Annotated in this window: 16 protein-coding genes and 3 tRNA genes; 7 read left to right on the forward strand and 12 right to left on the reverse strand. The window is 38.2% G+C overall.

The features are described 5' to 3' along the window. The 3 genes from HRT50_RS10225 to HRT50_RS10235 all read right to left on the reverse strand — a co-directional run bounded on the left by HRT50_RS10225 (position 1) and on the right by HRT50_RS10235 (position 445). A tRNA-Glu gene (locus HRT50_RS10225) sits at positions 1-73 on the reverse strand. Positions 74-191: 118 nt separating this feature from the next. Then, positions 192-267 (reverse strand) — tRNA-Glu (locus tag HRT50_RS10230). A 102-nt stretch (positions 268-369) separates the two neighbouring features. Beyond that, positions 370-445 (reverse strand) — tRNA-Ala (locus HRT50_RS10235). A gap of 423 nt (positions 446-868) precedes the next feature. On the opposite strand from HRT50_RS10235, the gene yvcK reads away from it, so the two are divergent. Continuing rightward, positions 869-1,783 (forward strand): gluconeogenesis factor YvcK family protein, encoded by a 915-nt coding sequence (gene yvcK / locus HRT50_RS10240; protein ID WP_291614045.1) that lies wholly within the window; start codon positions 869-871, stop codon positions 1,781-1,783. 52 nt (positions 1,784-1,835) lie between these two features. On the opposite strand, the gene dcd is transcribed toward yvcK, so the two are convergent. Further along, on the reverse strand, positions 1,836-2,426 hold the full coding sequence (dcd, locus tag HRT50_RS10245; RefSeq protein ID WP_291614046.1) for a dCTP deaminase: 591 nt from the start codon (positions 2,424-2,426) through the stop codon (positions 1,836-1,838). A 39-nt stretch (positions 2,427-2,465) separates the two neighbouring features. Further along, on the reverse strand, positions 2,466-3,647 hold the full coding sequence (gene apbC, locus HRT50_RS10250) for an iron-sulfur cluster carrier protein ApbC (protein ID WP_291614048.1): 1,182 nt from the start codon (positions 3,645-3,647) through the stop codon (positions 2,466-2,468). A gap of 118 nt (positions 3,648-3,765) precedes the next feature. Here apbC and metG point away from each other — a divergent pair, with 118 nt between their 5' ends. From metG to HRT50_RS10275, 5 genes are all read left to right on the forward strand, one after another. Next, on the forward strand, positions 3,766-5,913 hold the full coding sequence (gene metG / locus HRT50_RS10255) for a methionine--tRNA ligase (protein ID WP_291614050.1): 2,148 nt from the start codon (positions 3,766-3,768) through the stop codon (positions 5,911-5,913). Between the two features lie 201 nt (positions 5,914-6,114). Continuing rightward, on the forward strand, positions 6,115-8,319 hold the full coding sequence (locus HRT50_RS10260) for a cation:dicarboxylase symporter family transporter (protein WP_291614052.1): 2,205 nt from the start codon (positions 6,115-6,117) through the stop codon (positions 8,317-8,319). Continuing rightward, positions 8,312-8,719 carry an Rcs stress response system protein RcsF gene (rcsF, locus tag HRT50_RS10265; protein ID WP_291614054.1) on the forward strand — a complete coding sequence of 136 codons (408 nt, stop codon included), beginning with the start codon at positions 8,312-8,314 and terminating at the stop codon, positions 8,717-8,719. The genes HRT50_RS10260 and rcsF overlap by 8 nt, the downstream gene beginning before the upstream one ends. 1 nt (position 8,720) lies before the next feature. Further along, positions 8,721-9,467 (forward strand): tRNA (N6-threonylcarbamoyladenosine(37)-N6)-methyltransferase TrmO, encoded by a 747-nt coding sequence (tsaA, locus tag HRT50_RS10270; RefSeq protein WP_291614056.1) that lies wholly within the window; start codon positions 8,721-8,723, stop codon positions 9,465-9,467. 101 nt (positions 9,468-9,568) lie between these two features. Then, on the forward strand, positions 9,569-10,210 hold the full coding sequence (locus HRT50_RS10275; RefSeq protein WP_291614059.1) for a carbohydrate-binding family 9-like protein: 642 nt from the start codon (positions 9,569-9,571) through the stop codon (positions 10,208-10,210). Positions 10,211-10,358: 148 nt separating this feature from the next. Here HRT50_RS10275 and HRT50_RS10280 read toward each other — a convergent pair whose 3' ends face one another. The 6 genes from HRT50_RS10280 to HRT50_RS10305 form a co-directional block, all read right to left on the reverse strand. Then, a complete protein-coding gene (locus HRT50_RS10280) occupies positions 10,359-11,249 on the reverse strand; it encodes a hypothetical protein (protein WP_291614061.1) in 891 nt (296 codons plus the stop codon). Positions 11,250-11,623: 374 nt separating this feature from the next. After that, positions 11,624-11,953, reverse strand: coding sequence for a hypothetical protein (locus HRT50_RS10285; RefSeq protein WP_291614063.1), 330 nt, complete (start codon positions 11,951-11,953; stop codon positions 11,624-11,626). A 99-nt stretch (positions 11,954-12,052) separates the two neighbouring features. Next, entirely contained in the window at positions 12,053-12,580 is a 528-nt protein-coding gene (locus HRT50_RS10290) for a GNAT family protein (protein ID WP_291614065.1), read from the reverse strand. A gap of 98 nt (positions 12,581-12,678) precedes the next feature. Then, complete coding sequence (locus tag HRT50_RS10295) at positions 12,679-13,236, reverse strand: GNAT family protein (RefSeq protein WP_291614082.1); 558 nt, start codon at positions 13,234-13,236, stop codon at positions 12,679-12,681. A gap of 375 nt (positions 13,237-13,611) precedes the next feature. Next, positions 13,612-14,163 carry a GNAT family N-acetyltransferase gene (locus HRT50_RS10300; RefSeq protein ID WP_291614067.1) on the reverse strand — a complete coding sequence of 184 codons (552 nt, stop codon included), beginning with the start codon at positions 14,161-14,163 and terminating at the stop codon, positions 13,612-13,614. Between the two features lie 135 nt (positions 14,164-14,298). Further along, positions 14,299-14,511, reverse strand: a complete 213-nt coding sequence (locus HRT50_RS10305; RefSeq protein WP_291614084.1) for a DUF962 domain-containing protein — start codon at positions 14,509-14,511, stop codon at positions 14,299-14,301. Positions 14,512-15,022: 511 nt separating this feature from the next. On the opposite strand from HRT50_RS10305, the gene HRT50_RS10310 reads away from it, so the two are divergent. After that, the gene (locus tag HRT50_RS10310; protein ID WP_291614069.1) at positions 15,023-15,583 is read left to right on the forward strand and encodes a histidine kinase dimerization/phospho-acceptor domain-containing protein; all 561 of its coding nucleotides are present in this window, start codon (positions 15,023-15,025) and stop codon (positions 15,581-15,583) included. A gap of 59 nt (positions 15,584-15,642) precedes the next feature. Here the strand turns inward: HRT50_RS10310 and HRT50_RS10315 are convergent, their stop codons facing one another. Then, positions 15,643-16,827: an AraC family transcriptional regulator gene (locus HRT50_RS10315; protein WP_291614072.1), complete on the reverse strand. Its 1,185-nt coding sequence runs from the start codon at positions 16,825-16,827 to the stop codon at positions 15,643-15,645. Between the last annotated feature and the right edge of the window lie 227 nt (positions 16,828-17,054).

Genomic DNA, 17,054 nt, shown 5'->3' on the forward strand with positions numbered 1-17,054 from the left:
CATCCCTAAGGGGATTCGAACCCCTGTTACCGCCGTGAAAGGGCGGTGTCCTAGGCCTCTAGACGATAGGGACACAATATTTAGCTAATCGCTAAATTAGAACAGCGCTTAATTTTTTATAAGTTCAAGCAACTTAGTTCTCTTTTCAGAGTAATGCTCTCTTTTATCATGCCTTAAAGGTATGAATAAAGTGGCATCCCTAAGGGGATTCGAACCCCTGTTACCGCCGTGAAAGGGCGGTGTCCTAGGCCTCTAGACGATAGGGACACAAATTAGTGTTTACATTATAAATAATATTAACAAACCAATTAAACTATCTATTTCCCGCTAAATATAACTCGAAAGTTAACCTTAACAAAAAACCTAATATGGTGGAGCTATGCGGGATCGAACCGCAGACCTCTTCGCTGCCAGCGAAGCGCTCTCCCAGCTGAGCTATAGCCCCGAAATATTCGAGCAATTCAATAACTGGCCTAATAGTCATTAAATTATGTTCTCAACCAGTGGACCTAACACTTGCTGAAAACGAGGCGCATTATGAGCAGCAGCCGATAAACTGTCAACACTTATTTGTAAAAAAAAGCATTTATTTAGCAAGAATTGCTTTAACTGATCGCATAATGAGCAAGATGCTCAATTATCGTCTTATTTCAACTAACTCTCTGTAATGGCTGTGTAATTAATAGCCACACATAACAGCCTAAATAGGATTAATCATTACTGCTCTTACTAGATACCAGTTAGCTACCCTATTCCACCATCTGATATCTAGTTCTTATATAGAGTAACGTTCGTTTCTTTATCTTTGTGCAATTTAACGGTATGGTTTATATAACTCAGCCATACAATAACTAAAGTAGTAAACCGTATGCAGCTCAAAAAACTTAACATAGTCGCCATTGGCGGCGGACACGGTTTAGGTCGTGTCCTCTCTACCCTTTCATTTATGGGACACCAACTCACTGGAATTGTCACTACAACAGACAACGGCGGTTCAACTGGCCGATTAAGAAAGAGAAGCAGTACTATAGCTTGGGGCGATTTACGTAATTGCTTAACGCAATTAGTCGATGAGAACTCTATTGGTAGTCAATTATTTAATTTTCGTTTTGAAGGCGAAGATGAACTCGGTGGTCATAACCTTGGTAACTTAATCCTATACGGCTTAGGAAAAGTGCAATCAAGCCCAATGGACTCCATTAAGCTTGTGCGTCGTTTATTGCGAGTAAAAACGCAAGTATTGCCCATGTCTGAAACACCCACTGATTTAATGGCTTTCTATCCTGAGGGGCGATGTCGTCTCGGTGAGCTGTCTGTTGATGAAATGCCAATAATGCCAAAGGATTTGATGTTAGCGCCGTTAGTTAAGTCTGTGCAGCCCTGTATTGACGCCATTAATAATGCTGACCTTATTATTTTGGGTCCGGGTAGCTTCTTAACGAGTGTCGTGCCACCGCTGTTAGTGCGCGATATAGCTAAAGCTATTGATAAACGTAAGGGGCATTGTGTTTTCATTGACAATATAGTTGCAGAGAACAGCCCTGCCGCTAAATTAACCTTAGATGAAAAGCTTAACTGGATTGAAGATAATATTGGTTGTTTGCCAATTGACAGTGTTATTTGTCAAGATGAGCATATATATTCAGACCGGGTAAATGTAATTTGCCAAGACCTGAGCCACAATAAAGTGGCGCATCACCATGACAATGAAAAACTCATTCACGCTTTAGAAACCTGTGTAAATCAATTTATTAAGCCTGATAAAATAGAAATAGCGAGTTAACTGCTCGCTATTTTATTCTCTAAAACTGGCTGTTTAGGGGCTTATAAGCGCTCTAAACGGTATCATCTTCACTAATACGACTGGCCACAGCACCTTTTTGATCTTTATATTTTGCATCTTCACGTTTGTTATATGGACGTGCTGCACTTGATGACATGGTCTCAAAGTTTAATGCGGCTATTTTCATTTTTGGACGTAGCGCTAGCGGCAACTTACCACTGTTATAAAACTCTAGCACTATTTGACCAGACCAACCGGGATCGATGCGATGGGCTGTTACATGTACCATTAGCCCTAAACGTGCTAATGATGAGCGGCCATCAAGCCAGCCAACTATATTGTCAGGCAGTGTTACTGATTCATAAGTCACTGCTAAGGCCAATTCGCCTGGGTGTAAAAAGAAAGCATCACCATCAGCAATATAAATTTCATCACTCATTATAGAGTTCATTGCCTTTTGAACTTCGGCTTTTGGCGCACTTAAATCAATATAAGGTGCTGTATGGTCTTGAAAAACTCTAAATTCATTGCCTAAACGAATATCGACACTGACACCAGAGATCATCGAAGTCTCTGGTTTTGGCTCGATAATTATCTTTCCCTCATCAAGGCATTGTTCTATATCTTTATCACTTAATCTCATAATGGCTTTTATTGACCTTATTTGCGGTTAAAGTTGCACTTAAGCTTTTGTTGCTACTGTTGCTCTTAACGGGCTGGAATTATCACACTGTAAAAATAACTGCGCCGAAATATTACGGGCTATTTTACGGTAATGACTGGCTATTTCACCAGCGCTATTTTCAAAAACGTCTGATTCGCCCAAATCAGCGTCCTGTCGAATGGTAATATCTAAAGGTAATTGCCCTAATAACTTACTTTGTTGATCCTCTGCCATGTGTTCACCACCGGCTTCACCAAATATATGACTTTTATGACCACAGTTTTCACAGATGTGATAACTCATGTTTTCAACAATACCTAATACGGGTACCTTAACCTTATCGAACATGGCGATACCTTTAACAGCATCAATTAAGGCGATATCTTGTGGTGTCGTTACTATTACAGCAGCGGCCACTGGCACCTTTTGCGCCAAGGTCAGTTGAATATCCCCGGTACCCGGTGGCATATCTATTAATAAGTAATCGAGCTCTGGCCAATCTGTTTCATTTAACAGCTGATTAAAAGCAGTGCTTGCCATTGGTCCACGCCAAACGGTGGCATCGGCTTCGTCGACTAAAAAACCAATCGACATAGCACTTATGCCATTGGCATTAAGCGGCGTCATCAGCTTGCCATCACTCGAGCTAGGCTTTTCATTTTTAAGACCAAGCATGGTCGGTATTGACGGGCCATATATATCAGCATCTAAAATGCCTACTTTAGCGCCCTCAGCCATTAAGGCATAAGCAAGGTTAACCGTAGTAGTTGATTTACCTACCCCGCCCTTACCTGATGCAATGGCGATAATATTAGCAACCCTTCCTTGAGGTACAGAGCCTTGCGCACTAGTTCCTTGTACTTTACCAAGCGCAAACTGACGCACAGGCTTAATATCAAGCTGGATTCTAAAAATAACGGTTTTAGTTAAATGTTCACTTAGCGTTGCGGCAATTAAATCTAATTCACCTTGGCAAACAAATGGCATGGTTAAATTGATAGTAATAGCTTGCTGCACTTCAATAGCTATCTGATGACAAACAGCGAGGATACCTTGGGGAAAATTATCAGAAACATAATGGCTTAAGGTTTCTCTAATAAGCGGTTCAATATCACTGTCATTAACGGTTTCATCACCGGTTTTTGTCACTGTTTTACTGGTTTTTTTTGAGAATAATTTACTCAACGTTTTACTAAACATGAGAACTTAGCAGCCTTTATATGAGAAATAGCGAAATTAGTTGCATTCAACTAATGAAAATCATCGCTAAATTCTGTACTATTGCCGACATTATTACCATCAAAAACAACTATTTTTCATGTCTGACACTACTTTATCTGAAGCTACAGCAAACACTGCTGCTAATTCTTTACAAGAAAAACGTAAAATCCTTGTTACTTGCGCCCTGCCATATGCCAATGGTTCTATCCATTTAGGGCATATGCTAGAGCACATTCAAACCGATATTTGGGTACGTTTTCAACGAATGCGTGGACATGAAACCTATTTTGTCTGTGCTGATGATGCTCACGGCACACCAATTATGCTAAAAGCGCAAGAGCTAGGCATAACACCGGAAGAAATGATCAAGGGTGTGCGTGAAGAGCGCATTAAAGACTTTAGTGATTTTCACATCAGTTTTGATAATTACCATACGACACACAGTGATGAAAACAAAGCATTCTCAGAAGAGATATACAACCGTTTACATGCGAAAGGCCATATTAAAACCCGTGTTATTTCTCAGTTATATGATCCTGAAAAAGGCATGTTCTTAGCTGACCGTTTTATTAAAGGCACTTGCCCAAAATGTAAAAGTGAAGATGAAAACGGTGATAGCTGTGACAACTGTGGTGCTACTTATTCTCCAACAGAAGTATTAAACCCACGTTCAGCTATTTCAGGCGCTACCCCGATATTAAAAGATTCAGAGCATTACTTCTTCGATCTACCTGCTTTTGAAACCATGTTAGCAGACTGGATCCGCAGTGGTACCCTACAAGAAGAAGTGGCTAATAAACTAAATGAATGGTTCGAGCAAGGTTTAAAACAGTGGGATATCAGCCGAGACGCGCCTTATTTTGGCTTTGAAATACCCAATGCGCCAGGCAAATTTTTCTACGTCTGGTTAGATGCACCTTGTGGTTACATGGGCAGCTTTAAAAACTTATGTGATAAAGAAAACATCGACTTTGACAGCTATTGGAATAAAGACTCAGATGCCGAGCTTTATCACTTTATCGGTAAAGACATTATTAATTTCCACAGCCTATTTTGGCCAGCCATGTTAGAAGGCGCGGATTTCCGCAAACCTACGGCTGTTTTCGCTCATGGTTTTGTTACCGTGAACGGCGAAAAAATGTCTAAATCAAAAGGTACCTTTATAAAAGCCAATACCTATTTAGCGCATTTAAACCCGGAATATTTACGTTATTACTACGCAACTAAACTGACACACAAAATTGATGATTTAGATTTAAATCTTGAAGATTTTGTCCAACGTGTAAACTCTGATTTAGTGGGTAAAGTGGTTAATATCGCCTCACGCTGCGCTAGCTTTATTTATAAACGCTTTGACGGCATGTTATCAACTAACATTGATAATCAAGAATTAGCGGATGAAGTAATGGCTGCCGGTGATAGCATTGCTGCCCATTATGAAGCGCGTGATTTTGGTCGTGGTATGCGAGAAATCATGGCACTTGCTGATAAAGTAAACGAATATATTGCGATAAAAGAACCTTGGCAGTTAGTTAAAGACGAAACTAAGCAGCAAGAAGTGCAAGATATTTGCTCCCTTGGTATTAACATGTTCCGCACACTAATGATTTACCTAAAGCCGGTACTGCCTGTACTTGCCGATAGCACGGCTGCATTCTTAAATGATGAGCTAACGTGGGAAGGTCATAAAACTTTATTAACAGATCATAAAATCAACAAGTTTAAAGCGTTATTACAACGTGTTGATATGGATAAAGTTAATGCGATGACTGAAGCGTCAAAAGATAGCTTAGCCGGCGCTGCTGAAGATGAAAAGAAAAAATCTAAGCAAAGCAAGAAAACCAAGCCAGCTAAAGTCGTTGATAACAGTGCCGCGTTAGCTGATCCGTTAGCAGCTGACCCACTCTCTGAAGAAATTAGCTTCGAAGATTTTGCTAAAATTGATTTACGTATCGCTAAAATTGTTAATGCTGAGCATGTTGAAAAAGCAGACAAGTTACTTAAATTAACTTTAGCTTTAGACGAAGAAGGCAAAGAGACACGCCAAGTATTTGCCGGTATTAAATCAGCTTATCAGCCAGAAGACTTAATTGGCAAACATACGGTAATGGTAGCAAACTTAGCACCACGTAAAATGCGCTTTGGTATGTCTGAAGGCATGGTACTTGCTGCCGGCCCTGGCGGTAAAGATTTATGGATATTAAATCCAGACGATGGCGCAATAGCAGGTATGCGCGTTAAATAGCGCAAAGCGTTATTTAATTTATCAGGCTTTATCCATTAAAAAGGTATCAATAGTATTGATACCTTTTTCGTTTTTATTTGCCATGGGTACTTTCTAAAGCACTTATTGCCAACATAAATTAACATTAAGCTGCAACTGTCCCTGAACAAATAGTGTACTCTCTTTCATTTAACAGCCACTTAATTAAAGGTAATAAGCACATTGATAACTAGATTGAAGCATTTAATTAGTCAAATACCTTTATCGGTCAGCATCATTTTCGCCATGATAGTAGGCTTAACATTAGGCACACTATCAGGCAGGGTCTATGGGGGTGTTGATGAACTGGCCAATGCCTTTGTTATGCTAATGCAGATGACAGCTTTGCCCTATATTGTCTTATCACTTATTGTCGGTATTGGTGGCTTAAACCCAGCGAAAGTCACTAAAACTTTAAAACTTAGTTTATTCATTTTAATGAGCTTATTAGCGGTAGTACTCGCTTTTATCTTACTCGCCCCTATCGCCTTTCCAGACTGGCAGAGTGCCGATTTTTATAGCATTAATACCATAAGCACTACAGCAGAGCTTGATATAATTTCATTATTTATCCCGGCCAATCCTTTTTATGCTTTAGCAAATGGTTTAATACCCAGCGTGGTATTGTTTAGTATTTTCATTGGTATTGGTTTAATACAGGTGAAAGAGAAAAAGCGTACCTTAGCGGTATTAAATGGCTTAAACAGTGCTGTAGTTAATGTTAGTAATATGGTCATGCGATTTGCGCCAATAGGGATATTTTGTATAGCCCAGCGAGCCGCCGCCACAGTAGACAGCGCTCAGTTAGACGGTTTACAAGTATATATAGTAACGGCAGCAGTTCTGGTTTTTTTACTCAGCTTTATTGTCCTGCCAGCCATTGTTGCTACCATTACTCCCTTTAGCTATCGACAAGTACTAGCCAGCTCACGACAAGCGATGATCACCGCATTTGCCACCGGGAGCTTCTTTGTGGTTATCCCTATTATTGTTGAAAAAGCGAAGCAACTGATAGAACAAATGCCAAGCTCAGCTAATGGCAATAGTCATAAACTAGCTAAACAAGATGCCAGTAATATGCCGAGCATCATGGTACCTATCTGCTTTAGCTTACCTGTCGGTGGTAAGCTGTTGGCATTATTGTTTACCCTATTTGCCGCTTGGTTTTCTGGCTCGCAAGTCAATAGTAGTGATTACCTGCAGTTATTAGTGGCCGGTATCCCGCAACTATTTGGTAGCACCACCATTGCTATCCCTAGTTTATTAGCGATTTTTAATGTCCCGAGTTCATTGTTCGATTTATTCTTAGTCGCTGAAAACATCATTGTTGGCCGCCTTAATTCCCTGCTGAGTGTTGCTTTTTCTATTTGTTTAGTCTTGCTTATTGCCGCCAGTATGTTGAGAAGTTTCACCTTTAAGTGGCGTTCATTTAGTGGTTACTTATTACTGCTGCCGCTTATCTCTATCATGGCGTTTCTTGCCTTACGTTTTACCTTTGATGCTATTAGTTACCAATACCAAGGTTATGACAAGTTTATCGAAAGAGACTTTGTTATGCTCGATGTTAAAGCTAAGGTATTAGCTGAGCCTAAATTATCTGATCGAAGTATCTTTGAAAAAAGAAACGTATTAGACCGAGTAAAACAACGTGGCTTTCTTCGTGTCGGTTATTTTCGCGATGACTTACCATACACTTTCCATAACCACGAAGGAAAACTGGTCGGCTTTGATATCGAGATCATTAACTTATTAGCCGATGATTTAGGCGTATCAGTCGAATTTGTCCGTATTTTTCATAACCAAGCCAAAGAGCTGCTTTCTTCCGGCTATTTAGACATGACTACCGGTATGCCAGTCACACCAAAGAATATGAGGGAATATACCCTTACAGTGCCCTACTCGAGTCAGTCGATGGCATTTCTGGTAAAAGATGAGCGCCGCAAAGAGTTTAGCGATTGGCAAAGTATTTTCTCCCGCGATGATTTGACCATCGGTATTCCTGAAATTTTTTACAGTGAGAATATTGTCCGTCGTTACTTTGAAAAAGCAACGGTATGGGAAATATCCACGCCACGATTATTTTTTAGAGAAGAGTACCAGAATATTGATGCGATGTTATTTGGCGCGGCAACGGCATCCGCTTGGACACTAATAAACCCAGAATACACAGTTATCGTACCCAAGCCCGCTAGGCCTGAAATATCAATGGCTTTTGCCATTAATACCAATGACAATACCTTTGAGATCTTCATGCGTAATTGGATTATGATGATGCAAAAGAATCATACCATTGCGGACTTATTTCATTACTGGATAGCGGGTAAAGAGCCAAAAAGCCTATTAAAATTTTCCCAAGTGGCTAACGACAAGGAAAAAAAGCATGACTAAGCAATTAACGACACAAGTACTAGCGCTTTTAATGGTAATACCAATGCTAGCGAGTTGTACTGGTAACTACGCTTTTGAAAGTAACGTTAAGCCTGACAATGCCACAGAGTATTTCAGTGCCAGTAAGGTTAAAATTTTTAATGACGAAAGCGAATTTATGTCAAGTTTTAAGTATGTTGGCTTAGTTGAAGGCGATGATTGCCAAAAAGAACAACACCTTGCGCCACCAGATGTTGTTAATGCGCGTACACAAGCAAGACAAGCGGCTTACAAACAACTAGCCAATGCGGTTATATTTACCAGTTGTGTTGATATTGAAACCAAGCACTGTGTCGCACAAGTAGTTTGTTATGGTAAAGCCTATCAGTTAGGGGCTCCTCATGAGCCAATAGAGCAATAAAATGTCAAAAACGTGTGATATCACTCACCCGGTGCAAAGTTTTAAATTTGATGCCATAGCTTTGGTAGAATCACCTTATCAAGAGAAATTTGCCATACCGCGTCAACCAAACTTAGTCAGTGCCGCCAAAGGTAGGGTTGTGCTCATTGGTGATGCCAATAATAGTGAGCTAGTACGTGATATTGAGCAGTTTAGTCACTTATGGCTGCTGTTTATTTTTCATGGTACACAAGCACAAGGCTGGAAGCCATTGGTTCGGCCACCGCGCCTTGGCGGCAATGTAAAAACAGGAGTATTAGCGACCCGGTCTACCTTTCGGCCAAATCCTATTGGCATGTCCGTAGTCAAACTTGATAAAGTCACCACGATAAAAAAACAAACTATATTACATATTTCAGGATTAGACTTACTTAACGGCACCCCCATTGTTGATATCAAACCTTATGTGCCCTATTCCGATGCCATTGTTGATGCAGATGCGGGCTTTGCCCAACAGCAACCTGAAGCAGGTTTATCCGTAGTATTTAGTAACAAAGCACAAGCGGATTTAAAGCAATATAACCAGCATGATAGCGAGTTAGCCTTGTTAATTGAGCAAGTTTTACGGCAAGATCCACGCCCTGCCTATAAACAAGGCAAAGCAGATGATAAGGTTTATGGCATGAGCTTATATGATTTGAATATTCAGTGGCAATTAACCGCCTTGGACAGTGTATTAGTGCTCAATATTACTAAATCCAGCAACTAACCCACTAACGTAAAGACATAACTTAAACACAGAAGTGAAAGACAAAAGTTAAAGACATCATTTATAGCGTTAATTTAAATATTTACCTTAAAGAGAAGATTATGAGCCAGTATGCCATTAAGAAAATCAAGAGTTCTGCCCCTGATTGGCAAGTAATAGATGCCATAGCTATTAACAACTTCCCTTGGTATCAAGCAGGTGCTAAACAAGACACACAAGTAAAACTTAGTGCAACTAGCGATACTTTATTTATACAAATCATTGCCCAAGACAACTACAGTTATGCCAAGCAAACTGAGCTTAATCACATGTTAATTTGTCAAGATTCTTGTGTTGAGTTTTTCTTCAGCCCTTCCGGCGTATTAGGCAGCAGTTATGTCAATTTAGAAGTGAATTGCTGTGGCACTTTGCACTTAGCTTATGGCGCCGGCCGCGATAAACGTCAATTTATCAGCCGGGAAGCGGCAAGTTTAATCCAGTGTGAAAGCAGTCTTAACCTTGACATGGACAGTCAAGTAAAGTTCGAAAGTGAAAATGATAAAGAGTGGACCGTTGAAATAGCCCTACCTTTCGCAGCGATCGAGCAACTAACAGGCGAAGATGTCAATAAAGGTAAATGGTTTGCCAACTTCTACCGTTGTGGCGGTAGAACTGAGCCACAATACGCGGTATGGCACAACATAGCGGTGCCTGAGCCTGATTATCATAGACCTGAGCACTTTGGTACATTAGTATTTATTTAAGCTTTTTATCGCTGTTATCTCAATTTTCTACAAGTATATGCGAATGAGAGCTGCGATAACGAATGACATTGCAGCTAATTAGTTCGCTAGGTAACTGCTAGAATTCACCGATAAATCATTAACGTTTGCTGATAAAAACATACCAAGGCTAATTTCCAATTAAATATAAGGTACCGTTGGCTTTAATTATTTCTAACCACTCTGCAGACATTGCAAATGCATTTTCAATTTTTTCTGACGTTAACTGCGAGTGCGGCTTTTGTTGATAGCGCGAATACCTGTCATAGGTTTTGTTGCTCTGAGTAAGTTCAAGAATTAAATGATTAAAGGCAAAGGATTTAGCATAACCATTTCCGCCAAGCTTTTGTGACCGGTTCATACCAGAAAGCCGGGCTAATGCGCTAATACTGCCGTGTTGGGCTGCTCGTTCCAAAAACCCAACCTTCTGCTCAATAAAGTTGTCGCGTATTATTATATATTCGTCTCGTTCAAGGTCTTGGTAACCCTGAGACTGCATGAAGAACTCGGCAGTGGTTCTCCCAATAACTTCCTGTGCGGCTACGTAGCCATTGTTTGCAGCGGCGGCTGAGTAGCTATAAAACTGCGTACGTTGTTTTTGATCAATGCCAGCACAGTACTGGTGTTTTTCTGTAATCTTAGCCACAGCTACTTCGCTATCGCTAAATTCGTAGACTTGCTCAAGCTGCTGCTCAAGTGCAATGTCATCAATAGGACTGCTATAACAATATCTAAGGTTCATCGAGAGAATATAACTTGCTTCATTATCTCCGTTTTCCGCAGCGCTAATAAGCTTTTCGAGCTGAACGATTAAATTTCCAGCAAATTTCCAGCGAGGTCTGTGCATAACGACCAATTGACCCTTTTGCGAGTCAGTGCCTTCTAAATTGGCCTTAGTGTTTGAAGTCGCTATAGCAGTGCTAGTGATTTCTTCAACGTTGACTGGTGTTTTAAGGGTTTGATTAGTTGCAGAGATAACTTCAATATTCGGCGAAGCTACTATTGATGCGCCATCAGTCAAGTTTAAGAGAAATGTGGTTAAGCAAGTAATAAAAATTATTGATAGAATCGAAAATTTAATTCTGCGTGCAGTCATGAAGGTCTAGTGTCCTTACATCAGTTCCGTAATTAAGTCTAAGTGTCTAACTAAACTTTGTGTTTTGTGATTTGTGATTTGTGATGAGAAATCTTAAAATAAAGTATGAGTACATACAAGAACACACGCTGGCACTTTTTCGGTTCTTAACACCACCTAGTCTCATCACTGCTTGTCGTAATAGCTACCGTTAGCTAATAAAGCTCATTGGTGTTTATGGGTCATTACGTGTGAAACGCCCTGTTAATGGGCAAAATATAGTGGGCTAAAACAAGTAACGATAAAGGAATAGCCAATTGTTATTTGTTCTTATTAATTTTCTTGTTATGAAGCTTTTTTTCAAAGAGTTTTTTTAAACAGGTAATCACAGCAACACAACTGGTAACGACAATGAACTGGCCAAACAATAACATGAATAACTTTGCCCAAAAATTAACTTCCTCGGTAAATATTGGGTGCCAAAAGTAAGTAAGTGTTAAGTTTCCAGGAAATAGAAATATTTGATATCCTGGTAATGAGCCACCAAAAAACGCCCATAAATTCCAGCTTAAAGTAAATGCAATTAACCCTATAATCATGGCAATCAAACCAGAGTAAATAGCAACATTGACAGATTTAGAGAGATTCATATAGTTTGATAATACCTCATTGAGAGGCTAAAAATAGTTTTTTGAAATTAAACGACGAAGGAGTATGACTTCACTAGTTTTCTCCCTCAGGGCGTGTTGTTATAAAGCCGATTTGCACAAACCGTATGCATAAGAATCTATGTATTGATTATTAATTAATATATGTTCCTTAAAACAGCCTTCTCGAATAAAGCCTAGCTTTTCTAATACGCAATATGACGCTGCATTGTGCACAGAACAAAATGCTACTAATTTATTTAGCTGCAACTCATTGAATGCATAATATTTAAGTAGTTTCAATGCACTACTAGTTATACCTCGTCTTTGAACGCCACTCTTCAAAATAAAACCAACTTCTGCGGTTTTAGTCTCATGGTTTAGTATTTCAAGTGCAATCCAGCCACTTTTTTCACCACATGCTATGTCAGTGATGGGCAATGTGCACCATCCGTCACTTTTTATATTCCATGGTCGCGACCTAATTTCAAATGCTTTTTTTGCTTCCTCATAAGTAAGTATTTTAGATACATGCTTCATGATTTTTGAGCAAGTTAATATTTCTAAAAAAAATTCAAAATCCGATTCGCCAAGTGGCGATAGCTTTATTCTTTCATCCGAGAGTTGCACGATAATCCCTTAGGCTTTATAACGGAAAAGTAGTTGTTGGCTAGAATATTGAGGAACGAAGCGCAGCCAACTGTTACGTATCCATTTTTATTACATTGTTATATTTCACAGTACTCGGACTGAATTAATCCGAAGCATTTTAGATCGTGAAACTCATTTTTCCAGTAACCACTTTGCCGCCTTATGCCTTCTTCTTTGAACCCTACTTTTAGAAGAAGTGCTTCAGATGCAGCGTTTTTAGGAACAGTATCACCTTGAATGCGATTAAGTTTACCGCAAGATAAATCACCTATAAATGCAGCTTTAACTATTCGATGAACAGCTTCAGTAGTAAAGCCCATCCCCCAATACTTAGGTAATAAATCATATCCAAGAACAGCATTTTTCATTTTAGGACTCCAAGTATTGAAGCCACAAGTACCGATGAATTGATTTGTTTCTTTTAAGCGAATAGCCCAACGAATTCCAGAGTTTTCTTTAAAACGAGAGTTAAAGAATTCTATTAAATTTATCGCTTGTGAAAGTTCAGTAAAGGCTTCTAAATCATAATACTCCACAACTAAATCATCTGAGAATAAGTCAAACAAGCTATTTGAGTCTTCTTTAGTTAATTGATCTAACCTTAAGCGATTTGTCTCTAAAACAGGAAATGACAACCTAAATCCTCCTTGAAATATAACGGCCACGTTAATGGGCTTTGTCATGTGTAAGGCACTGATAAGTTAACTATAAAAAACTGAGCAACAATAGTAAACCTATAATTGGGGCAGCAAATAATAGATATTTACCAAAAGTATAATTATCTTTGAGTGTTTCTTGATGCTGGGCCTTGAGTTGCGCTAATTGAGCACTATTAAGCCCAGTGCATGCTCACATTGTTCTAATGATTCCGGGTAATATAATTCACACCTGTCACAGCGTTTTTTCTTCGGCTGTTTAGCTCTCCATGCTAGGCTCATCCCTACCGACATAACAACTCCTTTTGTGCAAAATAAACAGTTAGTTATGAAGTGCTTGGCAGAGGCCTTACTTCATATATTTATGATTTTAGGTCTAAGTAAGAAGCCAATAATACTACCAAAGAGGTTCTTGTACATTGCTTCTATTTCTCTTTTACTGATACTGCCACCAAATATAAGCATCTCAAGCTTCTCTCCAGGCTCTTTCACAATATACCCTGATGAGCAGAAGCCGTTTTTTTCATAAAAATCTTTACGCTTGACTCTTTGCGGGTAGTTTTTTTCTTTCTTATCAAGCTGTTCAATATTCAGTACAATTCTTTTTCCCGAGTGCGTAACTTTCAACGAATCCATTACTTTACTGCCATATCCACCTGAGCGGCAGGATTCCGATATAGCTAAAAAGTGTACCAATACGATGTCTAAATACTCAGTGGTATAAATGAGGCCAATCCAAGTATCATTTGCATAAAGAACGTTAAAGCCTACCTTACCTTTTTTTAGTTTAAATCTAAGGATCCAGGTAGGAATATGTTGAGCTGTGGTAAACGCACTCTTATAGAGATCGATAACTTTTGCGTAGTTATGGTCATATTGAGTTAGGGGACGGAGATTAATGCTCATATGTAATTCTCATAAAGCCGCCATAAACGGCAAATCAATCATTAATTAAAATAAACGACGAAGGAGCAAAACAAACTATTACTTTGCCCTTCTTAACGGCTTATTATATGCGGATTACGCCACTGTAGTTAGAACTTAATTACCGATTACCATATCCCTAAACATAACCCAGTCACCTATAAAGCTGTATATTGGATATACAAAAGTAGCGGGTCTATTTTTTTCAAATATAAAATGTCCGATCCAAGCGAAACCATAGCCAATCAAAGGCATGAACAACAATAAATATAGCCCTCCGAACACTGCAACATAAAAAATTAACAATATAATTAAACAAGAACCAACAATTAGTGATTAACTACCTTTTTGTTGAGCATGAAATGGAGGTAAAGAAGAATAACTATGCTGACAAAGCAAAAATTATTTTTAATGATATTGAAAATTCTCTGCTTAAACACGAAGTAATTATCGCCTCGATTCAGTCTTTTTTAGTACTTCACTTTTTGTTAGTTTAGAAGAATTTAAATTATTTACTTATAAAATAATTGCCGAAAAAGGTATTCACATCGTTACCTTGGATAATAAAAATCGTATTGATTTTTTTTCATCAACATCCGCTAGCACGCAAAAAGAACAGATAACCGTCTCAGAGTCTTCTCACGGTGTACCAATTATAAGTAGCCCTAACTTCACAACATTTACTGTATCATTAGAGCAGAATGGAACCACTTATTTAGGTTATTTAATCTCTGATGATGTGTTGTTTTCCCATCTTAATTTATCTAAAAAACATTGTATTAAGCTCATAGAAGAAAAGTAAATAATTACAACAATATCATGTAATAATGAGTATTTAAACTTGCTAAACAACTTCAATTTATATAATGAAAACACCTTCTTTGATTTACCTACGCTTGACAAATACTACTCTATTTCAGCTGATTTTGATCTAAAGTGGCAAGAGGAATATATTCTATTTCTAACGCTCCTATTTATCACAGTATTGGGTTTCTTCACTTCATACTCACTCTATCGTCATTTAAAAATGAAAAAAAAGAGTGATTTAGATAAAGTAGAAAATGATTTACGTATTGCAATTTTATCCTCAATTAATCATGAAATAAGAACCCCTATCAATGCGGTAATTTATTTTAGTGAAGCCTTAAAAGAGCAAGCGTCTTTAACTCATGAAACACAAGAGCTGGTTGAAAGTATTATTTGGTCGGCCAATATGCTGAATAGTGTCGCTGAAAACACCCTAAATTATAGTTGTTCTGAAGCGGGTCAATTAACCTTAAATAATACACCAACAAAACTGCTTACCCTGTTAAATCAAATAAAAGAATATTATAGATCTTACACCTTAAAATCCAAGAAAAGACTAGTAATACACTGCGATCATCAGCTAGTGATATTCTAAATAATACCCAGCTCACGAAGTGAGTTCTGCGTTAGCAGAAGGGCTTGCCCCGGGGATGTTTACTTTTGATTTGTTATCAACGATAAATCATTAAGAGGGGCTTGCTGATGCAGGCACTTTTTTCTATATTCGCTTGGTGAAATTCCAACTAAACGATTAAAATAACGATGAAATGAAGATTTATTGTTAAAACCAGCCATCAATAAAATATCGAGAATATTTGTATCTTTAAAGGCTTCGTCTCTAAGTAATGCTTTAGCTTTGGTGATGCGATGGAAATTGATGAATTCAAAAAAGTTTGTTTTTAGTTTTTTATTTAAAATAAATGAAACATCTTTTGCAGGTATACCTATTCTTTTAGAAAACTCTTCAATATTGATATTCGCCTCTAGGTGCAGTTCTTGTTGGGTTACCGCCAAGTTTATTTTGTTAACAATAGTGTTATCTGCAACTTCTTTATGATTACTTTTTTTAATGGAAGGCATACAGGTGAGCATTTTATGGCTATGAAATAAGCTATAAGTGAAAAGAGCATTGATTAAAATGAAAATAATATAATTATACATTTTCCCTATATTATCAGAAAAAACACCCCCTAACTGATCTGCAACAACGATGACAATGAATGACCAGCTCCAACAAAGAATAAAACAAGAAGATATGATAGTTAACCAATTAACTTCAACGGTGGAAAATGAGGAATAACTGCCCTGTAATTGAGCGTAATAAGACCGAACTGAAATTAGCGAAAACACAGCGTAGACCATTGATATAGTGGTAAAAAAGTACAATACATAAGTAGATACGGATGATTTTTGATGTGATATTTCAGAATACATTTTTAAATCTTGGGTGGTAGCTGAAATGGAAAAAATAATAAGCAGGCCGACAAACATCGGTAAGAAGTGCCAACCATGGCTGACTTTTAGACGGTATTTTGTTTGGGTAATTGAATGTACATACATTAAAAATAAGGGGCCTTTAGCTAGATGGCCAATCACAAACATATAGGGTAATAATTGCTGGCGCACACCAGAAGAAACAGGTATTAACTCATTCCACATGACCAATGTTGTTAATATTTCAATGATTATGGCTAAGAGAAAAGCACCAAAAATTATCCGCGGCATACCGAGGCTTTTGTCGATAAAAAAACGATAAAAGGCCAGTATTAAGCACTCGACTATTGTGATGATAAAGCAAATATCATTAATATTAAAAATGGGTGTATCTAAAATTGACATGGTGACCTCTGTAAATATCCCATTATATTGGTAGAGTACTATCGAGCTTGAGCATGGCTGGTATTATACAAAGTAAACGGGAAGATAATAGGTAACATACAAGAAAGCCATTCTTTAAATCAATTATTGAGCTTAATTGACGCACAGATAAGGGAGGGCAGGTGCTTTTTACTTTGTTATGAAGCCGCAGTACTCTTTGCTATTAATTAGCAAACTACTTATACGGC

This window comes from Colwellia sp. (assembly GCF_013215345.1).
GTDB lineage: Bacteria > Pseudomonadota > Gammaproteobacteria > Enterobacterales > Alteromonadaceae > Colwellia.